This is a genomic window from Chryseobacterium sp. GQ58, from assembly GCF_059758895.1.
This window is the reverse complement of sequence record NZ_JCAXEH010000001.1, coordinates 518,790-541,149: the sequence shown is the minus strand read 5'-3', so window position 1 is coordinate 541,149 and position 22,360 is coordinate 518,790. Positions and strand designations below refer to the sequence as shown.

The 22,360-nt window shown below is 34.9% G+C and carries 21 protein-coding genes; 17 read left to right on the top strand and 4 right to left on the bottom strand.

All coding sequences use genetic code 11. The features are described from left to right. Nucleotides 1-8: 8 nt before the first annotated feature. The 5 genes from AC6CHK_RS02545 (at nucleotide 9) to fabF (ending at nucleotide 5,691) form a co-directional block, all read left to right on the top strand. Nucleotides 9-2,702 (top strand): TonB-dependent receptor domain-containing protein, encoded by a 2,694-nt coding sequence (locus tag AC6CHK_RS02545; protein WP_498093255.1) that lies wholly within the window; start codon nucleotides 9-11, stop codon nucleotides 2,700-2,702. A gap of 116 nt (nucleotides 2,703-2,818) precedes the next feature. Further along, nucleotides 2,819-3,235: an OsmC family protein gene (locus AC6CHK_RS02540; RefSeq protein WP_498093253.1), complete on the top strand. Its 417-nt coding sequence runs from the start codon at nucleotides 2,819-2,821 to the stop codon at nucleotides 3,233-3,235. Nucleotides 3,236-3,326: 91 nt separating this feature from the next. Next, entirely contained in the window at nucleotides 3,327-3,935 is a 609-nt protein-coding gene (locus tag AC6CHK_RS02535) for a TetR/AcrR family transcriptional regulator (RefSeq protein WP_498093251.1), read from the top strand. A gap of 6 nt (nucleotides 3,936-3,941) precedes the next feature. Beyond that, the gene (locus AC6CHK_RS02530; protein WP_498093249.1) at nucleotides 3,942-4,367 is read left to right on the top strand and encodes a PaaI family thioesterase; all 426 of its coding nucleotides are present in this window, start codon (nucleotides 3,942-3,944) and stop codon (nucleotides 4,365-4,367) included. Nucleotides 4,368-4,446: 79 nt separating this feature from the next. Beyond that, nucleotides 4,447-5,691, top strand: a complete 1,245-nt coding sequence (gene fabF / locus AC6CHK_RS02525; protein ID WP_498093247.1) for a beta-ketoacyl-ACP synthase II — start codon at nucleotides 4,447-4,449, stop codon at nucleotides 5,689-5,691. Between the two features lie 101 nt (nucleotides 5,692-5,792). On the opposite strand, the gene AC6CHK_RS02520 is transcribed toward fabF, so the two are convergent. Next, nucleotides 5,793-6,551, bottom strand: coding sequence for a murein L,D-transpeptidase catalytic domain family protein (locus AC6CHK_RS02520; protein WP_498093245.1), 759 nt, complete (start codon nucleotides 6,549-6,551; stop codon nucleotides 5,793-5,795). Between the two features lie 243 nt (nucleotides 6,552-6,794). Between AC6CHK_RS02520 and AC6CHK_RS02515 the strand changes: the two genes are divergently transcribed. The 3 genes from AC6CHK_RS02515 (at nucleotide 6,795) to AC6CHK_RS02505 (ending at nucleotide 10,809) form a co-directional block, all read left to right on the top strand. Then, nucleotides 6,795-8,531, top strand: a complete 1,737-nt coding sequence (locus AC6CHK_RS02515; protein WP_498093243.1) for an APC family permease — start codon at nucleotides 6,795-6,797, stop codon at nucleotides 8,529-8,531. A gap of 122 nt (nucleotides 8,532-8,653) precedes the next feature. Beyond that, nucleotides 8,654-9,898, top strand: coding sequence for a DUF445 domain-containing protein (locus tag AC6CHK_RS02510; protein ID WP_498093241.1), 1,245 nt, complete (start codon nucleotides 8,654-8,656; stop codon nucleotides 9,896-9,898). Between the two features lie 26 nt (nucleotides 9,899-9,924). Next, nucleotides 9,925-10,809 carry a hypothetical protein gene (locus AC6CHK_RS02505; RefSeq protein WP_498093239.1) on the top strand — a complete coding sequence of 295 codons (885 nt, stop codon included), beginning with the start codon at nucleotides 9,925-9,927 and terminating at the stop codon, nucleotides 10,807-10,809. Here AC6CHK_RS02505 and AC6CHK_RS02500 read toward each other — a convergent pair whose 3' ends face one another. After that, nucleotides 10,810-11,847, bottom strand: a complete 1,038-nt coding sequence (locus tag AC6CHK_RS02500) for a quinone-dependent dihydroorotate dehydrogenase (protein WP_498093238.1) — start codon at nucleotides 11,845-11,847, stop codon at nucleotides 10,810-10,812. 48 nt (nucleotides 11,848-11,895) lie between these two features. Here AC6CHK_RS02500 and AC6CHK_RS02495 point away from each other — a divergent pair, with 48 nt between their 5' ends. The 4 genes from AC6CHK_RS02495 to AC6CHK_RS02480 all read left to right on the top strand — a co-directional run bounded on the left by AC6CHK_RS02495 (nucleotide 11,896) and on the right by AC6CHK_RS02480 (nucleotide 15,484). After that, complete coding sequence (locus AC6CHK_RS02495) at nucleotides 11,896-12,018, top strand: hypothetical protein (RefSeq protein WP_498093237.1); 123 nt, start codon at nucleotides 11,896-11,898, stop codon at nucleotides 12,016-12,018. 63 nt (nucleotides 12,019-12,081) lie between these two features. Further along, nucleotides 12,082-12,282, top strand: coding sequence for a hypothetical protein (locus AC6CHK_RS02490; protein ID WP_498093235.1), 201 nt, complete (start codon nucleotides 12,082-12,084; stop codon nucleotides 12,280-12,282). Between the two features lie 50 nt (nucleotides 12,283-12,332). Continuing rightward, nucleotides 12,333-13,874, top strand: coding sequence for a glycine--tRNA ligase (locus AC6CHK_RS02485; RefSeq protein WP_498093233.1), 1,542 nt, complete (start codon nucleotides 12,333-12,335; stop codon nucleotides 13,872-13,874). Nucleotides 13,875-13,960: 86 nt separating this feature from the next. After that, entirely contained in the window at nucleotides 13,961-15,484 is a 1,524-nt protein-coding gene (locus tag AC6CHK_RS02480; RefSeq protein ID WP_498093232.1) for a hypothetical protein, read from the top strand. Nucleotides 15,485-15,504: 20 nt separating this feature from the next. Here AC6CHK_RS02480 and AC6CHK_RS02475 read toward each other — a convergent pair whose 3' ends face one another. Further along, nucleotides 15,505-16,806 (bottom strand): M48 family metallopeptidase, encoded by a 1,302-nt coding sequence (locus tag AC6CHK_RS02475; protein WP_498093230.1) that lies wholly within the window; start codon nucleotides 16,804-16,806, stop codon nucleotides 15,505-15,507. Between the two features lie 94 nt (nucleotides 16,807-16,900). Here AC6CHK_RS02475 and AC6CHK_RS02470 point away from each other — a divergent pair, with 94 nt between their 5' ends. Together AC6CHK_RS02470 and AC6CHK_RS02465 are read left to right on the top strand one after the other, a co-directional pair. Continuing rightward, entirely contained in the window at nucleotides 16,901-18,034 is a 1,134-nt protein-coding gene (locus tag AC6CHK_RS02470) for a serine hydrolase domain-containing protein (protein ID WP_498093228.1), read from the top strand. Nucleotides 18,035-18,131: 97 nt separating this feature from the next. Beyond that, on the top strand, nucleotides 18,132-18,647 hold the full coding sequence (locus AC6CHK_RS02465) for a YdeI/OmpD-associated family protein (RefSeq protein ID WP_498093227.1): 516 nt from the start codon (nucleotides 18,132-18,134) through the stop codon (nucleotides 18,645-18,647). 63 nt (nucleotides 18,648-18,710) lie between these two features. Here AC6CHK_RS02465 and AC6CHK_RS02460 read toward each other — a convergent pair whose 3' ends face one another. Next, nucleotides 18,711-19,988, bottom strand: coding sequence for a Y-family DNA polymerase (locus AC6CHK_RS02460; RefSeq protein ID WP_498093225.1), 1,278 nt, complete (start codon nucleotides 19,986-19,988; stop codon nucleotides 18,711-18,713). A 174-nt stretch (nucleotides 19,989-20,162) separates the two neighbouring features. On the opposite strand from AC6CHK_RS02460, the gene AC6CHK_RS02455 reads away from it, so the two are divergent. From AC6CHK_RS02455 to AC6CHK_RS02445, 3 genes are all read left to right on the top strand, one after another. Next, nucleotides 20,163-20,663 (top strand): M15 family metallopeptidase, encoded by a 501-nt coding sequence (locus AC6CHK_RS02455; RefSeq protein WP_498093223.1) that lies wholly within the window; start codon nucleotides 20,163-20,165, stop codon nucleotides 20,661-20,663. 84 nt (nucleotides 20,664-20,747) lie between these two features. Next, a complete protein-coding gene (locus AC6CHK_RS02450) occupies nucleotides 20,748-21,785 on the top strand; it encodes a patatin-like phospholipase family protein (protein WP_498093221.1) in 1,038 nt (345 codons plus the stop codon). A 221-nt stretch (nucleotides 21,786-22,006) separates the two neighbouring features. Continuing rightward, the gene (locus AC6CHK_RS02445) at nucleotides 22,007-22,180 is read left to right on the top strand and encodes a hypothetical protein (protein WP_498093219.1); all 174 of its coding nucleotides are present in this window, start codon (nucleotides 22,007-22,009) and stop codon (nucleotides 22,178-22,180) included. The last annotated feature ends 180 nt before the right edge of the window (nucleotides 22,181-22,360 follow it).

Sequence of the window (22,360 nt, the reverse complement as noted above, 5' to 3'; positions counted from 1 at the left end):
TAAACAAAATGAAATTATATATCACCAAGATATTTCTTGGCTTATTCCTGTTATTTACACCATTTATATTTGCTCAAAATCTCGATAAAAGTCAGTTCCAGGTAAAGGGAAACTGCGAAATGTGTAAGGAAAGAATCGAAACAACTGCATTAAATGCCGGTGCGTCCGCTGCAAGATATTCTATCGATAATCAAACACTTACATTAGAAACGAAAGAAAATATTTCTCCTGAAGAAATTTTAAAGAAAGTTGCCGAAGCTGGACATGACAACGAAAAATTCCGTTCTTCTGATAATACCTACGAAAGTCTTCCGGGATGCTGTCATTATGAAAGAGATGCTCCGAAAACCGCTTCTGTGACAGAAAATCATGACCAATCCAAAAACGACAACGAATTTTTCGTCAAAGGAAACTGCGGTTCGTGTAAAGCAAGAATTGAAAAAGCAGCGAAAGATGCCGGAGCCAATTCGGCAAACTGGGAAGCAGAAAAACAAACTGTTTCTTTAGATTTTGACCATTCTAAAACTTCGGCAGATAAAATTCTTAAAAAAATTGCTGAAGTTGGTCACGACAACGAAATGTATAAATCTTCAGATTCGGTTTATAAAAATCTTCCAGAATGTTGCCTTTACGACAGAGATATTCCGATGGGCGCGAAAAATCCAAAAGTACATTTTGAGGAAGTTGAAACACACAACAAATCAGAAGATCACAATAATCATTCAGATTCTGAGCAAACAAAAAGTAATCAGGAAACGGAAATAGCAGAAGTAAAATTGTCTGCTTCAAAAGCCGCAACTTCCATTAATAAAAAAGAAGCCGGACTGGTTTTTAATATTGATAAGAAGGAATTGCTGAAGGCCGCATGCTGTAATTTATCTGAAAGTTTTGAGACCAACGCAACGGTAGATGTGTCTTTCAATAACGCAGTTACGGGAACCAAGCAACTGAAAATGTTGGGTTTGGATCAAAAATATACAAGCTTAACGAAAGAGCTTTTGCCTGAAATTCGAGGTTTGGCATCAGCTTACGGTCTAAATTTTATTCCGGGAAGATGGATCGAAAGTATTCAGCTTACAAAAGGCGGAAGCACCGTTACAAACGGCTACGAAAGCATTACAGGCCAAATCAATACAGAATTGATTAAGCAATCTGAAAAATCGGAAACTTCTTTGAATTTATTTTCAGATTTTAATGGGCGTGCGGAAGCCAACATCACTCACGTCGAGCCTATCAACGATCACTGGACTCAGACATTTTTGCTTCATGGAAACGGAACTTTTGGGGATACCGACATGAATGACGACGGCTTTCTTGACAGACCAAAAGGAACACAAATTAACGCTGCTTATTTGCTGAATTTCAATGATTTGGAAAAAACTGGGTTTGGTTCGCATTTCGGAATTAATTTTGTAAAAGATGAAAGAATTGCCGGACAAACTGCTTTTAACAAACGAATTGACCAGGATGAGCAATCGGCTTATGGAGTTGGAATTGATATTTCGAGATTTCAGGCTTGGAACAAAACAGGATATGTTTTCAAAGGAAAACCTTATCAAAGTTTAGGCTGGATGAATCAGTATGTTTATCATCAGCAAGACAGCTTTTTTGGCCTTCGGAATTATTCAGGAAAACAGCACACTTATTATTCAAATTTAATTTTTGAAAGCATCATCGGAAACACCAATCATAAATATAAAACCGGAGCAAGCTTCATGTATGACGGTTATGAAGAAGATTATTTAACTGATAACTTCAAAAGAAATGAAATCGTTCCCGGTATTTTTGCTGAATATACTTTAACAGGTTTAAAATATACTTTAGTTGCAGGAGCAAGAGCAGATTTTCACAATTTGGCAGGAACTCAATTCACGCCCAGATTGAATTTTAAATATGATTTTACGCCGCAAACAATCTTAAGGCTTTCTGCTGGAAGAGGTTTCAGAACGGCTAATGTTTTTGCAGAAAACCAACAGTATTTTGCCTCAAATCGTAAAATCCAAGTTTTGCAGAATGGCGGAAATATTTATGGCTTAAAACCTGAAATTGCATGGAATTACGGCGCGAGTTTACAGCAGGAATTCAGAATCTTTGGAAAAAAATCTACAATTGTGGCAGATTTTTTCAGAACAGACTTCCAGGATCAGGTTTTGGTAGATCTAGACCGGTCGCCTCAACAATTAACTTTTTATAATCTGAACGGAAAATCTTTTGCAAATAGTTTTCAGACCCAATGGGATTTTACACCTTTTAAGAATTTTGATGTGAGGCTGGCTTACAAATATTACGATGTTCAGGCCGATTACATTGATGGAAGAAGAGAAATTCCATTTATGGCAAAACACAGAGGTTTTGTGAATTTAGCCTATGCAACAAACAAAAATAATAAAGGCGGATTCTGGAGTTTTGATACGACGTTGAATGTTGTCGGAAAACAAAGGCTTCCGAATACGACAAGCAATCCTGCGGAATTTCAGATTCCTGCTTATTCGGAATCGTATGCAGTTTTGAATGCACAGATTTCAAGAAACTTTAACCAAAAAATCAGAGCCTATTTTGGCGGTGAAAATCTGACTTCTTATTATCAGAAAAATGCAATCATCGATTTTAAAAATCCATTCGGTAATTATTTTGATGGCGGCATGGTTTACGCACCAATCATGAAAGCCAATTTTTATGTAGGTTTGGATGTAAGCTTTTAAAAAATTTTATTAAACATTTATAATTAAAATTAAGCATGATTCCAATTATTTAATAGTAATGAGATCATGCTTTTTTGTATTTTTATATTCAATTTAACATAACAAAATTATTAATTATGAAGCGTAACGCAACAGCCGTTTGGAACGGTACCGTAAAAGAAGGAAAAGGACATTTAACAACACAAAGCACAACCTTAAACCAAACTCAATATTCTTTCAGCAGCCGTTTTGAAGAAGGTGTAGGAACAAACCCTGAAGAATTATTGGCAGCAGCTCATGCAGGCTGTTTTACCATGAAATTGAGCGCAGAGCTTTCTCAAGCCGGCTTTACACCGGAAGAATTGACTACAAAATCTGTAATCACTTTAGATCCTAGCGTTGGAAAAATTACAAAATCTGAATTGACTTTAACAGCAAAAATTCCCGGAATTTCCGAGGAAGAGTTTCAGAAATATGCTAAAATCGCCGAAGAAGGTTGTCCCGTAAGTGCAGCTTTCAACTTTGAAATTACTTTGAATGCTACTTTAGCTTAAATATAATTAAATCTTAATCTGAATTGCTAAGCGATTCAGATTTATTTTATCTTAAAATATACCGATTGGTATATTTTTGTATATTTGCATGATGATGTCTAAAGCAGAAAAGACAAAACAGTACATTATTGAGAAATCGGCAACTTTGTTTAACACCAAAGGTTACACAACTACGTCGCTTTCCGACATCACAAAAGCTACAGGCCTCACGAAAGGAAGCATTTATGGCAACTTTGAAAATAAAGATGAAGTGGCTTTGGAAGTTTATAAATACAATTCGGGGTTGTTGAAAAGAAATCTGTCAAAATCTTTTGGTGATGAGTTTCCTTCTTCGCTTGACAAATTGCATGCATTCGTGGCTTTTTACCGTAAAAACTGGAATTTCGTGTTCTCAAACGGTGGCTGTCCGCTGATGAATGCAGCTACGGAATCTGACGACACCTTTCCAAATCTCAAAAATCAGGTGAAAATATCTTTCGAAGAATGGATCTCGAAAATTTCAGATACTATTAAGCTGGGACAAAAAAATGGAGAATTTAATTTTGAAATAAATTCCGAAGAATACGCATCGCTGTTTATCATGCAGATCGAAGGCGGAATCCTGCTTTCTAAAACAACAGGCAACGAAAACTTTCTAAACCTTGCATTGGACAGAGTTTTATATATTATTGATAAAGAAATAAAAATAATTCAATCATAAAAAATTATGGATAAATTAGAAAAGCTGAAAACTTTTATCGGAAAAGAGTTTTCAGAATCGCCATCACCTTTTATGCGCTGGCTCAATCCTGTTGTAATTTCGGCAGAAGAAGGAAAGATAGAATTTAAATATACGGTAAGACCAGAATGGCTGAATCCCATGGGAAACCTTCATGGCGGCGTAACTGCAGCAATTATGGATGATATTATCGGCGCAACTATGTTTTCTTTGAACGAAAAATCATTCATTACAACCATCAGTAATGTGATCGATTATTTTTCAACAGCAAAAGAAAATGATGATATTGTAGCCGAAACCAAAATAATTAAAAGAGGAAAGCAATTTGTAAATGCTCAATGCGAAATCTGGAATGCCGATAAAACACGCCTGATCGCAAGAGGCACATCCAATTTATTTAAAATCAATAATTAAATATGAAATCGCTTTGGATTTAGAATAAAATTAAAATTCCGGCGATAACATATGATCTTTAAAACAATAGAATCTACATATGAAAAGAGTTGTCATTACAGGATTGGGTGCCGTAACGCCTTTGGGAAATAATGTCGGAGATTTTTGGCAAAACAGTATCAACGGAAAAAGCGGATCTTGTTTAATCACGCATTTCAATACAGAAAAACACAAAGTTCATTTTGCATGTGAAGTGAAAGATTTTGATGCAAAAGTTCATTTAACGCACAACGAAATCAAAAGAAGCGATCTTTTTACACAATACGCATTATACTCTTCAGCGGAAGCCATTCTGGATTCAGGATTTGAAATTGAAAATATGGATCCTTTCGATGTAGGTGTAATCTGGGGAACCGGGCAAGGCGGAATGTGGACTTTCGAAAGTGAAGTCATGGAATTCACAAAAGGAGACGGAACGCCGCGCTTTAATCCTTTTTTCGTTCCTAAATTTATAGCAAATATGGCGTCAGGAATGATTTCAATGAAATTTGGACTGCAGGGAATCAATTACACAACCGTATCTGCCTGCGCCACCGGAAATACAGCAATCATGGATGCTTTTAATTATATTCGTTTGGGGAAAGCTAAAATAATTGTCAGTGGTGGTTCTGAAGCGGCAATCACTCCGGCCTCAGTTGGCGGCTTTTCTATCATGAAAGCCATGTCGACCAGAAATGATGACTTTTCAACAGCCAGTCGACCTTATGATGCAGAACGTGATGGTTTTGTAATGGGTGAAGGCGCTGGAGCATTGATTTTGGAAGAATATGAGCACGCAAAAGCTCGTGGCGCAAAAATCTACGCAGAATTGGTGGGGGCTGCAATGACAGCCGATGCTTATCACATGACCGCACCTCATCCTGACGGCGTCGGTGCAATCAAAGCAATGCAGCTGGCGCTTGATGAAGCAGCAGTGAATGTTGAAGATATTGATTATTTAAATCCGCATGCTACTTCTACTCCATTAGGTGATTTGGTTGAATTAAAAGGAATTAATAAATTGTTTAAAGGCAGTAAAAATCTTGATATAAGCGCGACAAAATCAATGACCGGACATTTATTAGGTGCTGCCGGAGCCGTGGAAGCCATTCTTTCGATAAAGGCTATTGAAAATGGAATCATTCCTCCAACTATTAATCTTCATAAGATTGATGAAAATATTTCAAAAGACGTAAATATCGTTTTTGGAGAAGCCAAAGAAAAGAACATAAACTTTGCATTAAGCAACGCTTTTGGATTTGGAGGCCATAATGCTACTTTGATCTTTAAAAAGTTTACATCGTAATATTTACTTTTTCAATGGAAAATATATCATAAGCTCAATCAAGAATTTTAATAAAAAAGCAGTCAAATTTTGACTGCTTTTTTATTAAAATGTTATGTTGTTTATGCTTTCAACCATTCCGAAGATGAAAGATAATTTTGATCAGGATAATAAATGAAAAGGCAATTTCTTCCTTTTATTGTATTAATGATTGGCTGCGTCAAATCTCTTGGTACAGCGGGGCAACCCCAACTTCTTCCAATTCTTTTGTGCATTGCCGCAAACTCTTCACTTACATAATCTGCTCCGTGCATCACCACCGCTCTTTTGTATGCTGCATCATTATATCCTTTATCCATTCCCAGCAGTTTCAACGAATATCCGTTGTCTCCATTGTATGTTGCGTCTGTAATATAAAATCCTATACTGCTTTGAAGTGAGCTTTCTGTATTCGAAAAATTTGTCGCAAATTCTTCTCCCGTATTTTTTCCGTGGGCAACCAATGAATTGAATAATACTTTTTTATCATTCAGATCAATTACCCAAAGTCTTTTGCTGTTCGAAGACATAGAAAAATCGCATATTGTCAATAAATGCGCATCCTGGTCAAGCATTCCTGCTTTTTTTAAATTTTCAAATCCTAATAAAGCTGCTGAAAAAGCATCAAAATTAATTTTATGATCTGCTTCAAATAAGATTGAGTTATATAATTCTTCGGAAGAACTTACATTTTTTTCGTTATTTACAGATTTTGTTTCAACTACAGTTTCTATTTTTTTTGTGTTGATATTATCATTTTTTACATTTAATTTTTCCGGAGAAAGGTAAAATGAAGTAGTGATAATATATGCAACACCTAATAAGCTATATAATCCTTTCATTAAATATTTTTGTTATTCACTTTAGTGGTGCAAAATTATAAAAACATAATTATCAAACAGTTAAATCTAGAAACTTTAACTCAATTTAGGACTTTTTAACATCAATTCGGCAACCTATTTTAGAAAAAATCTATCAAAAATCAATATTCGATATGAAAAACAAGTCGGTTTTATACCATTTTTATGTATAATATACTATATTTTAGTAACCTGAAATTGAAACAATAATTAAAAACACATCTGATGTCTCAAAAAAAACTTGGCGAATGGTACGCTACGGCTATTTGCGGAAATGATATTACTTCATCTGTTTTATATGTATCTGCTCTTACGATTGGTGTTGCCGGGCAATATGCCTGGATTTCTCTGCTTATGGTCGCAGGAACTCTTTTTCTGTTCCGGAAAATTTACAGTGAAGTTGTAGGCGCGCTTCCCTTAAATGGAGGAGCTTACAACGTATTACTCAACTCATCTTCAAAAAATAACGCCGCTATTGCCGCCACGCTTACCATATTATCTTATATGGCGACCGCAGTGATTTCAGCATCCGAAGGAATGCATTATTTACATCATATTTTCCCGAGCTTTAATGTGATAATTGCGACATTTGGACTCTTGCTTTTGTTCTTATTTCTTACTATTCAGGGGATTTCGGAAAGCGCAATTGTGGCCTTAATTATCTTTATATTACACATAACCTGTATGTTGGTTCTGGTTATATTCTGCAGCATTTTTATATTTCAGCACGGCATAAGTTTTTTTATTGAAAACTGGCATTCACCTTTAGAATCAGGAGGAATTTTTAAAGCTTTAATATTAGGATTTAGCGCTGCAATGCTCGGAATTTCAGGTTTTGAAAGCTCTGCTAACTTTGTGGAAGAACAAAAAGCAGGAGTTTTCCCGAAAACTTTAAAAAATATGTGGATTGCCGTTTCGGTTCTCAATCCTTTGATGGCTATTTTAGCAATAGGAATCATGCCGCTTTCTGAAGTGAATGAATATAAAAATTCTTTCCTTTCACACATGGCCGAACTTACAGGCGGAAAAACACTCGCCACGATTATTTCGATAAATGCCGTTCTGGTTTTGAGTGGAGCCGTTCTTACTTCTTTCGTTGGTGTAAATGGTTTAATTAAAAGAATGACGCTTGATAGAATTCTTCCCAATTATTTTTTAAAAGAAAACAAAAAAGGAAGCACGTACAGGATTTTAATATTATTCTTTTTACTTTGTGTATCGGTACTTTTCGTTACAAAAGGAGAAATTGGTCCTTTGGCAGGTGTTTATGCCTTATCATTTCTTACCGTAATGGCTTTTTTTGCAATTGGAAACATATTACTGAAAATTCGTCGGGCAAGGCTTCCGAGACCGGAATATGCATCTCCAATTTCGGTATTAATAGCCTTAATTGCTGTTATAATCGCGATCTACGGAAATATAAAAACAAAACCGGAGTATTTGCTAACTTTTCTTACTTATTTCCTTCCTTCGGTATTGATCGTTTCTGCAATGCTTGCACGTAAAGATATTATGTTTTTTATCGTAAAAACTCTTAAATCTACCAATCGAACCTACAGAAAACATATCATTAAAAGCGAAAGATCTCTCAGCAGTTCTATCAAAAGACTTACCGAACAGCAGTTTGTATTTTTCTCTAAAGGAGATGATATTTCTACATTAAATAAAGTGATGATGTATCTTCATGAAAACGAAGTGACCAACAGAATAAAAATAGTATCTGTTTTGGAAGAATATCAAAAACCTACAGACCAGTTCCTTTCAGATTTTGATGCGTTGGACAGAGCATATCCTGAAGTTGACATGGAATATATTATCGAGCAAGGGCAATTCACACCACAGAAAGTAGATGAACTTAGCAATCGTTGGAATATCCCGAAGAATTTTATGTTTATTTCTTCGCCTGGAGATCGATTCAGCCACAGAGTTGAAGATTTAGGAGGCGTAAGACTTATTCTGTAACTTTATATAAATGCTGAAATATTCAGCATTTATTTTTTATATGCTATTTTTGAGAAAGTGTGGATTGTTTTTTGATGTAATATTTTTTAAAAATATCAGTTTCACCGTTAATTTTTGATGATATGAATGATGAAGCTAAAAGAAAACAGCTAAGAAAATATAAAGCTTTTGCCACAGGATTGTTTGTCTTGATGGCAATCGTTTTTATTATAATGACAATTTTCCAGAAGACAAATGACTCACATTGGATCGGATACGTGCGGGCATTTTCCGAGGCGGCGATGGTTGGCGCTTTGGCCGATTGGTTTGCGGTGACGGCACTTTTCCGTCATCCGATGGGATTGCCAATTCCGCACACAAATCTTATCGAAAACAGCAAAGAAAGATTGGGAGACAATCTGGGAAGTTTTGTTGTATCAAATTTTCTTTCGCCACAAAATATCCGGCCTTATATTCAAAAATTAAAAGTATCAAGCTTTGTCGGAGAATGGCTCGCAAAAGAGAAAAATCAAGAAATTTTAATTAAAAATCTTTCGGATATTGTTTTAGATATTCTTAATAAACTTGATGATTCTGAAGTAAGTCATTTTATCAGCAAAAAAGTGTCGGAAATGACCGATAATATAAAACTCAACGCGATTATAGGAAACGGAATCAATTACCTTTTAGATAAAAATGACCATCAAAGAATTGTCACCAATCTTTCAAAACAGATCAAAGAATATATCATTGAAAACGATGAAATGATTCAGGAGCGCGTGAAAAAAGGAAGCTATTCTTTTATTCCTTCTTTTGTTGATAATAAAATCGCCGAGAAAATCTCCAGCGGACTTTCAGATTTTTTTAAGGAAGTGGAAGAAAATCCGGAACACGAAATCCGGGATTTGATCACAAAAAAAATCTATGAATTTTCTTCTGATTTAAAAGAAGATCCGAAGTGGGAAAATGAATTTAAAGACATCAAAAACAATCTCCTGAAAAACGACAAATTAAATGAATATTCTAATGACATTTGGATTTCTATCAAAAAAACATTGATGAAAGAATTGCAGGATGAAAAGTCTTCGCTAAAGAATTATTTGTCCAAAAATCTGAATGAATTCTCTCAAAACCTGAAAACCGACGAAAGTCTTCAGAACAAAATCGATCATTGGGTTCGTGTGACGGCTTACAAATATATTCTGAAAAACACGCATCAATTCGGAAACCTCATCAGCTCAACCGTCGGAAACTGGCAAGGAAAAGAATTGAGCGAAAAGCTTGAATTGGAAGTAGGAAAAGATCTTCAGTTTATTCGCGTAAACGGAACTTTGGTTGGTGGATTGGTCGGTTTGATTATTTATACGGTTTCGCATTTTTTCCTTTGATAGAAAAATAAAACTAAATCCAAACCATGAAAAAACTTTTAACTTTCCTTATTTTATTTAATTTCATCCTTACTTTCTGTCAAAAAATTGATCTGAAAAGCGTGACTGATTCTTCACAAATCTTCAAAGGAGAAATTGCAGGAATGCCGGTTACAATGCAGCTGAATTACAAAGGAATTGTAGACTGCAGCCAATATCAGCATTTTGTGGAAGGCTGGTATTATTACGACAAATATCAAAAGAAAATCGCCTTGTCGGGAATTTATGATCACGGGAATCTGTATCTCTATAATTTCGGGAAAAAGCAAAAACAAAACTTTAAAATTCTCCAGGCAAAAATCACTTCACCACAAAAAATTGAAAAAACAGACAGCATTGCAAAAACATTGAAACCTAAAGAAATTATTGAATTTAAAAACGGTAATTCCGGCCAAGAAATCGCAGGTAACTTTTATTTAGGCAATAAAATTCATGATGCGAAATTGTTCACTAAAAACAATATGATTTATCGTTTCAACAATTACTTAATCCTTCCAAATAATAAAAAAATCAACACCTTTGATTTTATTGATAAACATGGCGGAAACGAATTGGTTTCTTACAAATCTGATCAATCGGGAAACAGAATTTTATTATATTTTGAACGTACTTCAAACTTTAACGCCTGCGGAATGTGTGGCGCAAGCGATGGTGAAAAAGGGTATCGTGTTTTATATTTCACAAGCACATGGAACTATAAAAAATATGAAGAATTTCTCACGGAAAGTTGCCTTGAAAACATTTATGAAACAAAAAAAATAACAACAAAAAATCCTGATATTTTGAAATTTAAGATAGAAAAAACAAAGACAATTCCCGCTTATATTTTAACAGTTGACACCAAAAATGCTACGGTTTTGAAGTCAAAATAATTACTTTGCAATTCTGCTTGCTCTCGTTAAAATTTCTTTATTGATATCATTAATCAATTGTGGGCCTTCATAGATAAATCCAGTGTACAGCTGAATCAAACTTGCACCGGCATCCAGTTTTTCAATCGCATCTTTTGCAGAATGAATTCCTCCGACACCGATAATCGGGAAAGCTCTGTTGCTTTTTTCGGAAAGATATTTTATCATTGCGGTACTTCTTTCTCGGATCGGTTTTCCGCTTAATCCGCCGTTTCCAATTTGTGCTAAACCTTCAGGAGATGTTTTTAATCCTTCTCTGTTTACGGATGTATTTGAAACGACAATTCCATCGATTTTTGTTTCTGCAATCAGTTCGATAATTTCATCAAGTTGCTGATTATTTAAATCCGGAGCGATTTTTAAAAGAATTGGTTTTTGAGTTGATTTTGTTTGATTGATTTTCTTTACTTCGGTAATCAATTCTCGCAGGTAATCAACATCTTCCAGTTTGGCGTGGCTTCCGACATTCGGGCAGCTTACATTCAGCACAAAATAATCTACATACGGATGCAGACCTTCAAAGCAGTCTAAATAATCTTGCGTGTAATTTTCAGGCGTTGTATTGGTGTTTTTTCCGATGTTTCCGCCGATGATGATTTTGCCTTTGTTGCTTTTCAACTTTTCGATGGCAGCTTCCAAACCTTCATTATTGAAGCCCATTCGGTTGATAATTCCACCATCTTCTATAAGACGAAACAGTCGTTTTTTAGGATTCCCGGCTTGTGCCTTTGGAGTAACAGTTCCTATTTCTACAAATCCGAATCCTAAATCACCTAATTCGTTGAACAAAACAGCATTTTTATCAAAACCTGCCGCCAAACCAACCGGATTTTTAAATTTCAGTCCGAAAACTTCTCTTTCCAAACGTTTGTCTTCAATAGGTTTCGGGAAAAATAATCTGGTAATAAATCCGAAATTTTTAAGCATCGAAAAAGTAAAATGATGCACATCTTCAGGATCAAATTTAAAAAGAATCGGGCGAATCAGCGATTTGTACATGCCTTGTTTTTGGTGTACAAAGATAAGGGATTTTTGGAACTTTTTTTATTGGAAAAAACTATTGGGATTATTTTAGACTCAAAGTATATTATAGCCCTGATTGCAGCGACATCCTTTTGCGGAACGAAGTGGAGCAAAAGATACAGCGGAAAGCAGGTTCTCGGCTCCTAAAAAAAATAGTCCTAAATAGTAATAAAATTTTCTACATTCGTAAAACAGGAAAGTTTAAAAATTATGACAGACTATTTTAGCTTTTTCAAATCATTGATCATTATTTCCATCATTGCCGGCGCGCTTACTTTGGCCGCTACAGATCCTAAAAAACACCGGACAGTAAGAATATTATTATTGATTGTTGCCTCCATTTTATTGATTGTCGGTTTGGGAGGATACTTTTTAATGACTATATCCAATGTGGGTTCGTATCGATATTAATATTTTCAGATAAAAAACATTATTTTTGCACTTCAGACGTAAAAAGAATTATGGCAAAGCAAGAAGATGTTTTCAAGAAAGTGATTTCTCACGCTAAGGAATATGGTTTTATTTTCCCTTCAAGTGAGATCTACGACGGTTTATCCGCTGTTTATGATTATGGACAAAATGGTGCAGAACTGAAAAATAATATCAAACAATATTGGTGGAAAGCAATGGTACAGCTGAACGAAAATATTGTAGGTATTGATTCGGCGATCCTTATGCATCCTACTACTTGGAAAGCTTCGGGCCACGTTGACGCATTCAACGATCCTTTGATTGACAATAAAGATTCTAAAAAACGTTTCAGAGCAGACGTTTTAGTTGAAGATTACTGCGCCAAAATCGAAGATAAAGAAAATAAGGAAATCGAAAAAGCAGCAAAAAGATTCGGTGATTCTTTTGATAAAGCTCAATTTGAAGCTACAAATCCAAAAATCTTGGAATATCGCGCAAAAAGAGAAACCATTCTGACAAGATTAGCAAAATCTCTGGAAAATGAAGACCTTGCTGATGTAAAATCCTTAATTGAAGAATTGGAAATTGCCGATCCCGACACAGGTTCCAGAAACTGGACTGAAGTAAGACAATTCAACTTAATGTTTGGAACTAAATTGGGTGCTTCTGCAGATTCTGCGATGGATCTTTATTTAAGACCCGAAACTGCGCAGGGAATTTTTGTGAATTTCTTAAACGTACAAAAAACTTCACGCCACAGACTTCCTTTTGGTATTGCTCAAATCGGAAAAGCTTTTAGAAATGAAATCGTTGCGAGACAGTTTATTTTCAGAATGCGCGAATTTGAACAGATGGAAATGCAATTTTTTGTTGCTCCGGGAACTGAGCTGGAATTCTATGAACAATGGAAACAAAAACGTCTGAACTGGCATTTGGCTCTTGGTTTAGGTAATGAAAATTACAGATTTCATGACCATGAGAAGTTGGCGCATTATGCGAATGCTGCAGCGGATATTGAGTTTAATTTCCCATTTGGATTTAAAGAACTGGAAGGTATTCACTCAAGAACAGATTTCGATTTGAAAGCGCATGAAGAATTCTCGGGAAGAAAACTTCAGTTTTTCGATCCGGAAAGAAATGAAAATTATGTTCCTTATGTGGTGGAAACTTCGGTTGGTTTAGACAGATTATTCCTTTCAATTTTTGCTCATTGTTTAAGAGACGAAACGTTGGAAGACGGTTCGGAAAGAACAGTTTTGTCGTTGCCTCCAGCTTTAGCGCCAATTAAAGCGGCTATTCTTCCTTTAATGAAAAAAGACGGCTTAGCGGAATATGCAGAAAATATCTTCAATGATCTGAAATATGATTTCAACTTATTCTATGAAGAAAAAGACGCGATCGGAAAACGCTACAGAAGACAAGACGCGATCGGAACGCCTTATTGTATCACAATCGATCACGATTCTCTTACAGACCATACAGTGACGATAAGAGACAGAGACACGATGCAGCAGGAAAGAGTTCCCGTTTCCGAATTGAGACGAATCATCGACGAGAAAACAAACTTCAGAAATTTACTTTCTAAAATATAATCACAAAGCCTTGAGAAATTTTCAGGGCTTTTTTTATTTTTATAAAAATCAGATAAAATTTTTTCTATTTTTGGGAAAATTTAATCATGAAAAAAATCTTATTAATAGCTTTTGGTTTAGCACAAGCTTTATATTATTCTCAAACTCAGGATTTGGCTTCATTGGCTTCCGGCGAGCATTTGGGAATGAATGCTTTGTTTGATGACAATGATAATCTTTACGGATATGTTTCTTTATATTCTTATGGGAAATCTGGGGATCATTCAAAAAAATTCGAATATGTGATTTTAGATAAAAACCTCAACCCTATCGCGAACAAAGAGTTTGAAGGCGATGTCACGGCCGGAGGATATCTGGGTTATATAGATTTTCGAAAAAAAGTCATTTTGCGTCCAAGTTCTTTAGATTATTCTACGGTGAAAATGAAAGAGCTTTTCACACCGCGTTCCATGGAAATTGATCTGGCAACAAATACAATTCAGCGGAAAGCTTATTATGATTATGATAACGGCGTTTTTAAAGATATTAATCAGCCTAAAAACTGGAAAGAAGCCAGAAAAGAAAACAAAGAAGAAAAGAAAGAAAAAGGCTACAACTATTATTCTACCGTTTTTGAAATCAAAGAAGGCGGATTTCTCGCTCTTGAATTCAACGATTATGGAAAATATGTAAGCAACAACGCTCTGATTAAATTTGATGACAATAAAAACGAAATCTGGAGATACAAATACAACACAAGCGGCGACAAGAAAAACAGCGAAAAAATCAATCTTATAGACAAAAATGAAAAATATATTTATTTTATTCTTGAGAAAAAAAATTCGGACACAAAATCATTCAGCCTTCTTGTTTTAGATATGCAAACAGGAAAAGAAATTGCTGCAAAAGCCATTACTGGACTTTCTGACGATACTTTGGATAATATTACAAGTTTTTCTTCTGTCACAAGAAACTTGGATAATGATAAAACTTTTGACGACAAAATAGTAATTCTCGGTCGTAATTACGAAAACAAATTGGGCGTAGGTTTTGCGAGACTAATTGTTGATAAAAATACATTTGAGATCGATACAAAAAAGATAAATTACGCACCGGACTTATCATCATACATTCCAAAAATAGACAAATTAGGATATGTTGAAAAGAGTTATCATCTTCAGCCGCGCGACGTTTTTTTCCTGAAAGACGGCAGCGTAGGAATTCTTCTGGAAAAATATAAGTTAGATTTTAACACAGGCGCCGGCAAAACGACAGATTTAGTTTATGTATTTACCGATAAAGATTTTAAAGTAAAAGGTGCAAAAATCTTTGACAAGGAAAAATCTTTGTCTACAAGCGATTATTTGTTTTCTCAATATCTCAATGACGGCAATGATGTTGTCTTCTTTTTCAGAGATTATCAAAAAGATAAAGAAACGAAACAGAAAAGCTGGAAACTATTTATAAACACGCTTATCAACGGAAATTTCAAGCAGGAAACCGTTCCTATTTCGGAGAAAGATTCTTACGCCGTGATCCCGTACGTCGGGAAAGAAGGATATATTCTTTTACAGGAATACAATAAAAAAGAAAAGTTTAATAAAATACGTCTCGAAAGACTTAACTACTAAAAAAAGAATCCTGATTCGCATCAGGATTCTTTGGTATTATAATATTCTGCAATATTTTTAATTTCTTCTAAGCTCAAATTCCACATAAAACTGAGAAATTGCTGGTAACTTTCACTTTGATCTTTGGGCTCTACCCGATCCAGATATCGGTTTAAATTATAGTTTTTCCTTGCTTCATATATTTTGGCAAAACATTTTCCGAGCCATTTTCTATAATACTGCTCTTCTTCATTATCCTGCAAAAACTGCAATGAAGCATAAATACCCAATCCGTAATCTTCAGAATGATAAAAATTGGGAAGAATTTCCATTCTTGCTGTTTTTTCTATTAAACGAAAATTTTCTGTAGGTTTTTGAGGCTGCAGATCTGTTTTTAATTCAGGAAACGTGTTCTTCAGCTTTTCTATCCGAAGAGCCATTTCCGGATGAGAAGACAAAGAATCTTTGTTCAGCTTTTCTTTATAATGATTGTAATTGTACAGCGAAAAGTCTTCCTTCTTCATCCATTTTTCCTTAAAAGCCTGTTTCGGAAGATCAAAATATTTTTTATATGTTTCCATCTTCAGTTTTCTGGGCGAGATTGTGTCAAAATCTTTCAGCTTTTGCAATGCGTTGACATATTCAGCTTTTTTAAAATCAGAATTTTTAAAAATTATATATCCTAAAGAATCGGCCTGCATTTCATTATTCCTTCTTTCAGCGCCTTTTTTATAAACTCTGTTTTTAAGAATATCGAATGCTTTCTTATTTTTGTTTTCCGCAGAAGATTTTATATTTTGTACCGTAATTTTATCCAGTTGATTTTGCTGAATGATATCAAGAAAAGTTTTCAGAGAATGCTGTTCTATATTGTGTCCCAACTCATGCGAAATAATAGCCGCGATTTGATCATCATTATCCAGCCAGTTAAAAAGTCCCATATTGATTACGAAAGTTCCGTCTGCAAGGCAAAAAGCATTGGGAGTATTGTCTCTCGCAACCAGTATTTTGAGGTTTTTCGGTATTTGCGAATTGTTTTTCCGTAAGCTTTCGATCAGGCTATTTGCCTTTTCGTCAAATATTGAAGTGAAAATAAAATCTTTGTTCTCAACCTGCTTTTCAAAATCTTTGCCGAATTCCTTATAAATTTTAGATAATTCGTTGCCCGTCTTACCTGAATATTTAGCTTTAAGATCTTTAATTAAAAACTCATTACTCGCTGAAAATTTCTTTAAAAATTCTTTCCTTTTCAGATAATCTGCTGTGTCAACAGACTTGTAAACCTGCGCAAAATTATTTGTAGAAAACAAAGCCAATAATAAAATGATATAAATTCTAATCATATTTTCATCAATAAAAACAAAAATAATTCATTTGACAGTACATTTATAATTTTCTTTTCAAAATTATTCTAAATTTGTTTAAGATCATTTTTGTATGACAATTCTATTATATTTCATTGCTTTTATTGTTGCTGCGGCGGCTTTATTTTATCTTTTCGGATATGCGTATTTATTCAGCGGAATTTCTAAAACCTATTTGCGGGGAAAAATGAGCGCCAATATCGACGATGGCAAGTTTTTTCTAAGCAATATCATTCATACAACCTCACCGAAAGCATGGGAAAAAGATCCTGAATTTAATAAAAAAGAATTGCCAACAGAAATATCCGGTGATCTTCAAAATTCAAATACCGCCTCTTTTTTGGTCATAAAAAACGGAAAATTATTGCATGAGCAATATTGGAACGGCTATACTGCGCTTTCAAAAACCAATTCTTTTTCAATGGCAAAGGCGGTTACGGTAATGCTTTTAGGAAAAGCTTTGGAAGAAAAAAAAATAAAAAGTATTGACACAAAATTTTCTGATCTTTTTGAAGAATTTAAAATCAAACCTTTCGGGAAAGATCTTACGCTGAAGCAGCTCGCTCAAATGGAATCCGGACTGGATTGGGACGAAAATTATAAAAATCCGTTTTTGCCTAATGCTAAAGCATATTACGGACGAAGCCTGATGAAAGCTACCTTTTCCAGGAGATTTAAAGAGCAGCCCGGAAAAAGATTCGAATACCAAAGCGGATCAACACAATTATTAGGTTTTGCGTTAAGAAAAGTATTAAATCAATCTTTATCAAGCTATTTATCAGAGAAATTTTGGATTCCTTTAGGAATGGAACAAAATGCAGAATGGAGCGTCGATGAAAACGGAATGGAAAAAACGTATTGCTGCATCCACTCCAACTCAAGAGATTTTGCAAAATTGGGACAATTGTTTTTAGACGGCGGAAAAGTGAATGAAAAGCAGGTTTTAAATTCAGCTTTTATTGAACAAATGAAAACCGCAACCCAAAAATCTGAAGAAATCTACGGCATGGGCTTTTGGATCAATAATGACAATCCTATTAAACATTATTATTTTTTAGGACTTCAAGGGCAATATATAATTATGATTCCGGAATATGAAATGGTAATCGTGAGAACCGGAAGTTATAATAACCTACCAAAAACCGACCGCGGAAGACCCGATCAGGTAAAATTTATTGTAAACGAAACCGTAAAATTCTTTCAATAAATATGGAAAAGTACAATCCGAAAGTTGATGAATATATTGAGAAATCGGCTGATTTTGCAAAACCAATTCTAAACCACATCCGCGAAACGGTGCACGAATGTTGCTCCGAAGCGGAAGAAGCCATAAATGGAAATTTCCGACTTTCATGTACAAAGGTAAAATCCTCTGTTCGATGGTTGCCTTTAAGCAATATTGCAGCATGGGTTTCTGGCTTCACGATGATATGCAGACGATCAAAAACCTGGAAACTGATGCAGAAAAAACCAATATGTTTAGTCTGGGAAAGATCACAAAAATGGAGGATCTGCCATCAAAACCTCAACTGAAAAAAATAATTCTGGAAGCGATTGAGCTTACCGACATGGGTGTTACGATGAAAAGAGCTGCACCAACGAAAACAGAAACTGCAATTCCGGATTATTTCCAAAAAGCGTTAAGCGAAAATAAAAAAACACTGGAAATTTTCGAAAAAGCGTCTCCTTCATTCAGAAAAGAATATGTCAATTGGATCACCGACGCCAAAACAGAAACCACCAGAAATAAAAGAATAGAACAAGCGCTGGAATGGATCTCCGAAGGAAAAGGAAGAAACTGGAAATATGAGAAAAAGTGATTTAAAGTTATGAATTATGAGCTATGAGTTATAAGTTTTGAGTTAAACTTTTAACCGAAAAATTTAGTGGAACCTAAAATTTGCTTCAGTGAGCGTATTATTTTTCAAAAAAGCTTCATATTCCGGAGACATTTGCGTGCGGCCGAAAGTATTTTTTCCGCTCATGCTTCCGAGGCGTACTTTATCTTTCCCGTACTTTTTATTCATCGCATCCATCGCTTTCATGACCGGCAAATGCTGATTTTGGGCATCTTCTTCAAACAAATTAATTAACCTTTCGTTTTCAGGAACAAAATCATTCACGATAACGCCCGCTTTTTTATAATGAAATCCTTCTTTAAAAATAGTTTCGAAAAGCTCATGCACCACTCTTCCTATAATTATTGAAGAATTGGTAGGATTTGGCAAAACTCGTGTGGCGGCATTGCAATATTCCGGTAAATCTTTTCGAAAACGGTTGGTCTGAACGAATACTGTTACCATTTTGCAACAGGTATTCTGCTTTCGCAATCTTTCCGAACAATACATCCCGAAAGTCTCAACACGCTCGCGCACGTCTTCTTTTTTAGCAAGCATTTCCATAAAACTTCTGGTCACAGCGATAGATTTTTTCGGAGACGGTGAATCGAGCTCGAGCTGACGTATTCCTTTTAATTCATTAATCATTCTGACGCCATGAATTCCCATGATTTTGCGAACCCACATTTCAGGTTTTTGAAGCAAATCCCAAGCCTTATAAACTCCGGCGTCATTCATTTTCATACGTAATCTTCGGCCTATTCCCCAAACGTCGCCTATTTCAAGCCATTTTAATGCTTTTTCGATTTTTTCCGGAGTATCTAAAATGTAAACTCCATTAAACTTTTCGGGATATTTTTTTACAATCCTGTTGGCAACTTTACATAAAGTTTTTGTTGCTGCAATTCCTATGCTTACAGGGATTTTCGTTTCTTTCTGAATTTCATTTCGAATTTCTAAGCAGTAATCGTGAATGTTGACATATTTAAAACCTTTTAAATCCAGAAAAAGCTCGTCAATACTGTAAACTTCATAATCAGATTTCGTTACAAAAGATTTAGCAACATTAATAACCTGCTGACTTTTAGCATTATAAAGCTCAAACTTTGCAGAAAAACTCTTCACATCATGTTGTTTAAAAAGCTCTTTGTATTTGAATGCCGGCGCTGCCATCGGAATGCCTAAATCCTGGGCTTCTTTGCTTCGGGATACAACGCAGCCATCGTTGTTGGAAAGCACCACAACGGGTTTGTTTTCAAGTGAAGGATCCAAAGTTCTTTCACAAGAAACAAAAAAATTATTGCAATCTACTAAAGCATACATGGAATGAATATTGACATACAAAATTATAACTTTAAAATATAAATATTGTGTTTCATTTAAACTTTAACATAATATTTAAATATTTGATTATCAAGTGTATATTAAAATTAAAACACGCCAAGTTTTGTCGTATCCTGTGTCTACATTTGCTTTTTAACAACAAAAATTATGGTTATGGATAAAGTGACTTTACAAAGAATCGAAAAACTGCATCCTTTGGTAAGAGACGAAGTGAAGCAGATCATTAAAGAATGTGATGAAGCTCTCAGCGGAAGAGCCAAAGTAAGAATTACGCAAGGGCTGAGAAGTTTTGAAGAACAGGAAAAACTGTATGCGATCGGAAGAATAACAGCCGGGAAAAAAGTAACCAACGCTAAAGCCGGACAAAGCATTCACAATTATGGCCTTGCGGTAGATATTTGTTTAATTATAGATGGGAAAATAGCGAGTTGGGACACCGCAAAAGATTGGGATAATGACCAAGTTGCAGACTGGTACGAATGCGTAAAAATCTTTGCAAAACACGGCTGGAACTGGGGTGGAAACTGGAAAACTTTCAAAGATCTTCCGCATTTTGAAAAGAAAAGTATTCCTGGAAAAAAAGAAATTGTAAAAACCAGCTGGAGAACCCTTGCCAAGATGGAAAGGGATAAAAGTGGGTATATTATTGTATAATTTCTTTCTTATTAAAATCCAAACACGTCAACTTCTGTCGCTTCCCCGCCCTACATTTGCTTTACAAGATAACACCGAAAAGCAATGAAAAAGACAACCATTCTTTCTTTGGACGGGGGCGGAATAAGAGGTATTATTACTTGCATTATTTTACGCTACATAGAAGAGCAACTACAATATTATGATAAACCGACAGCTAAGCTTGGGGATTATTTTGATCTTGTAGCAGGAAGCAGCACAGGCGCATTGATCGCTTCCATTATTCTATGTCCCGATGAACACCGGAAAGCAAAATATTCTATTCAGAAAGGATTAGAATTATATGCTGAAAAAGGTGGCGACATATTCCAGGTATCTTTTTGGGAGAAATTGATTAATCCGTTTGGATTGCTTAATGAAAGAATTTCCCGGGAAGCACTTGAAAAAAACCTGAACGACTTTTTTGGGCAGCTTGAACTTAAAGAATTAATAAAACCTTGTTTAATAACCAGCTATGATATTGAAAACCGAAGAGCCAAACTTTTCAACTCGTATAAGGCGAGTCTGAGTATTGATAATTTTTATGTAAAAGACATTTGCAGAGCTACCTCAGCCGCGCCTACTTATTTTAGCCCGGTTCAGATCAAATCGATGTACGGGCAAGTTTTCAGTTTGATTGACGGCGGTATGTATGCCAATAATCCCGCACTTTGCGCTTACGCTGAAGCCAGAAAAACACCTTTTGCAGAAATCCTAAAAAATCATCAAAAAGCTAATTATCCGAATGTAAACGACATGATCATCGTTTCTATAGGAACGGGAATTGAATCCAGACCTTATTCTTTTAAAAAGCTTGAAAAGGCAGGGAAAATAGGTTGGGTAAATCCTATTATTGACATTTTGATGTCTGCAAATGCTGAAACTGTTGATTACCAATTGTGTCAGATGTTCCAGACTTTAGGGCAGAGAAATCAGAAAAATTATTACAGACTAAACCCTTCGTTGAAGAACGCCTCACCAGGAATGGATAATGTAAGAAGATCAAATATAGAAAACCTGATACAAGCCGGACTGAGTTACATTGATGACAATAAGGAAGTTTTAAATCAGATTGTTCAGAAATTAATTAAAAATAAAATATAAGCTTTTATGCTTATAAATAGCCAATATAAGCTAATTAAATTATATTTTAAAAAAGATTTAAACACGTCACGTTTTGACGTCTTCCGCTTCTACATTTGAAGTATAACAAAAACACAAAAATCAATTAAAAATTTTAAAAAAGACTTTTGAAATTCAGCATTGAGAAATGTTGAGCAGCTGGAAATATGTTCAAATTTTAACCAATAATTAAAACACAAGATATGGAAACACCAAATCACAACGCCGACCAGATCTTCGATACAGAGCAATATTCTATCGAATGGAGCGATATTGAAAACGAAGAAATAGATTATGAAAACTACCTGAATGAGATTGAAAGCTTCTTCCGGGAAGATTTTGAAAATGACATTTTAGAAGAAGAAATATATCAATAAAGTTTTAAACACGTCAAGTTCTGTCGCTTTCCAGCATTACTTTTAAAGTATAGTTAAAAACACAAAACAATCATTTAAAATTTATAAAAAGCCTTTGAACTCCATCATTCACAAAATGCTGGACAGCAAGAACTGTGTTTAAAAATAAACAATAAAACATTAAACAATGAAAAATTAAAA